1 protein-coding gene is annotated in these 3400 nt (G+C 67.7%); it reads left to right on the plus strand.

Annotated elements, in window-relative coordinates; genetic code table 11:
• Nucleotides 1-3400, plus strand: a 3400-nt coding sequence (gene metH / locus ACZ4M3_RS35315; protein ID WP_467739735.1) for a methionine synthase, incomplete at both ends; no start/stop codon positions are given.

Below are 3400 nucleotides of genomic sequence, written 5' to 3' on the forward strand. Positions count from 1 at the left end.
CGATGCCCTCCGGGAGGCGTTCGCCACCCGTGTGGTGGTCGCCGACGGGGCGATGGGGACCATGCTCCAGGCGCAGGATCCGACGATGGAGGACTTCCAGCAGCTGGAGGGCTGCAATGAGGTCTTGAACGTGACTCGTCCTGACATCGTGGCGAACGTGCACCGGGAGTACTTCGCGGCGGGTGTGGACTGTGTGGAGACCAATACGTTCGGTGCGAACTTCGCGGCGTTGGCGGAGTATGACATTCCCGGGCGTAACTTCGAGCTGTCGCAGGCGGGTGCCCGGATCGCGCGTGAGGTCGCGGACGAGTTCACGGCGTCGAGCGGGCAGCAGCGCTGGGTGCTGGGTTCGATGGGACCGGGCACCAAGCTGCCGACTTTGGGTCATATCGAGTACGCGACGATCCGTGATGCCTATCAGATCAACGCTGAGGGGCTGATCGCGGGCGGTGCGGACGCGCTGCTGGTGGAGACGACGCAGGATCTGCTGCAGACGAAGTCCTCCTTGATTGGCGCGCGGCGTGCGATGGAGGCGCTGGGTGTTTCGGTGCCGTTGATCTGTTCGGTGACGGTCGAGACGACCGGCACCATGCTGCTGGGTTCGGAGATCGGTGCGGCGCTGACGGCGCTGGAGCCGCTCGGTATCGACATGATCGGCCTGAATTGCGCGACCGGGCCGGCCGAGATGAGCGAGCACCTGCGTTATCTGGCCCGTAACGCGCGGATCCCGCTGTCGTGCATGCCCAACGCGGGTCTGCCGGTGCTGGGCAAGGACGGCGCGCACTATCCGCTGTCGGCTCCGGAGCTGGCCGATGCGCAGGAGACGTTCGTGCGTGAGTACGGGCTGTCGCTGGTGGGGGGCTGCTGCGGCACCACTCCCGAGCACCTGCGGCAGGTGGTGGAGCGGGTGCGTGGCCTGGCGCCGGCCGAGCGGCGGCCGCAGCCGGAGCCGGGTGCGTCGTCGCTGTACCAGACGGTGGCGTTCCGCCAGGACACCTCGTACATGGCGATCGGTGAGCGGACCAACGCCAACGGGTCGAAGAAGTTCCGCGAGGCGATGCTGGAGGCCCGCTGGGACGACTGTGTGGAGATGGCCCGGGACCAGATCCGCGAGGGCGCGCACATGCTGGACCTGTGCGTGGACTATGTGGGCCGGGACGGGGTGGCCGACATGAAGGAGCTGGCCGGGCGGTTCGCGACGGCCTCGACGCTGCCGATCGTGTTGGACTCCACCGAGGTTCCTGTGATCCAGGCGGGTCTGGAGAAGCTGGGCGGGCGGGCGGTCATCAACTCGGTGAACTACGAGGACGGTGACGGCCCGGAGTCGCGGTTCGCGAGGGTGACGGCGCTGGCGCGTGAGCACGGTGCGGCGCTGATCGCGCTGACCATCGATGAGGAGGGCCAGGCCCGTACCGTCGAGCACAAGGTGGCCATCGCCGAGCGGCTGATCACTGACCTGACCGGCAGCTGGGGCATCCACGAGTCGGACATCCTCATCGACACCCTCACCTTCACCATCTGCACGGGTCAGGAGGAGTCGCGCAAGGACGGTATCGCCACCATCGAGGCGATCCGTGAACTCAAGCGGCGCCACCCCGACGTGCAGACCACCTTGGGCCTGTCGAACATCTCCTTCGGTCTCAACCCGGCCGCCCGCGTCCTGCTCAATTCGGTGTTCTTGGACGAGTGCGTCAAGGCGGGTCTGGACTCGGCGATCGTGCACGCCTCGAAGATCTTGCCGATCGCCCGTTTCGATGAGGAGCAGGTGCAGACGGCCCTGGACCTGATCTACGACCGGCGGGCCGAGGACTACGATCCGCTGCAGAAGCTGATGGCGCTGTTCGAGGGCGTCAACACCAAGTCGATGAAGGACGGCCGCGCCGAGGAGCTCCTTGCGCTGCCGCTGGACGAGCGGCTCCAGCGCCGGATCATCGACGGGGAGAAGAACGGTCTGGAGGCCGATCTGGACGAGGCGCTGCAGGGCCGTCCGGCGCTGGACATCGTCAACGACACGCTGCTGGAGGGCATGAAGGTCGTCGGTGAGCTGTTCGGTTCCGGGCAGATGCAGCTGCCGTTCGTGCTGCAGTCGGCCGAGGTGATGAAGACGGCGGTGGCGTATCTGGAACCGCACATGGAGAAGACCGATGACGACGGCAAGGGCACGATCGTGCTGGCCACGGTCCGCGGTGACGTCCATGACATCGGCAAGAACCTCGTCGACATCATTCTGACGAACAACGGCTACAACGTCGTCAACATCGGCATCAAGCAGCCCGTCTCCGCGATCCTGGAAGCCGCCCAGGAACACAAGGCCGACGTGATCGGCATGTCCGGCCTCCTCGTGAAGTCCACCGTGATCATGAAGGAGAACCTGGAAGAACTGAACGGCCGGGGTCTCGCGTCTCGCTTTCCGGTCATCCTCGGCGGCGCCGCCCTGACCCGCGCCTACGTCGAACAGGACCTCCACGAGATCTACGAGGGCGAAGTCCGCTACGCCCGCGACGCCTTCGAGGGCCTGCGCCTGATGGACGCCCTCATCGCCGTCAAGCGCGGCGTCCCCGGCGCCGAACTGCCGCCCCTCAAGCAGCGCCGGGTTCCGCAGCGCGCCACCGCCCTCGACGTCCCGGAACCGGAGCAGAGCACGGGCCGTTCGGACGTGGCGGTCGACGTGCCCGTGCCGGCCCCGCCGTTCTGGGGCACCCGCGTCGTCAAGGGCATCCCGCTCAAGGACTACGCCTCCTGGCTGGACGAGGGCGCCCTCTTCAAGGGCCAGTGGGGCCTCAAGGACGCCGGTCTGATCGAGTCGGAGGGACGCCCCAGGCTCCGTGGGCTGCTGGAGAAGCTGCACACCGAGCGGTTGCTGGAGGCCGCCGTGGTCTACGGGTACTTCCCCTGCGTGTCCAAGGGCGAGGACCTGATCATCCTGGACGAGAACGGAGGAGAGCGGACCCGCTTCACCTTCCCGCGCCAGCGCCGCGGCCGGCGCCTGTGCCTCGCCGACTTCTTCCGCCCGGAGGAGTCCGGCGAGACCGACGTCGTCGGCCTCCAGGTGGTCACCGTCGGCTCGAAGATCGGCGAGGCCACCGCCAAGCTGTTCGAGTCCGACTCCTACCGCGAGTACCTGGAGCTGCACGGCCTGTCCGTCCAGCTCGCCGAGGCCCTCGCCGAGTACTGGCACGCCCGCGTCCGCGCCGAACTCGGCTTCGGTGGCGAGGACCCGGCCGAGGTCGAGGACATGTTCGCCCTCAAGTACCGCGGCGCCCGCTTCTCGCTCGGCTACGGCGCCTGCCCCGACCTGGAGGACCGCGCCAAGATCGCCGACATGCTCCAGCCGGAGCGCATCGGCGTCCACCTCTCGGAGGAGTTCCAGCTCCACCCGGAGCAGTCGACCGACGCCATC

It is taken from the genome of Streptomyces sp. NPDC026522 (assembly GCF_055567555.1).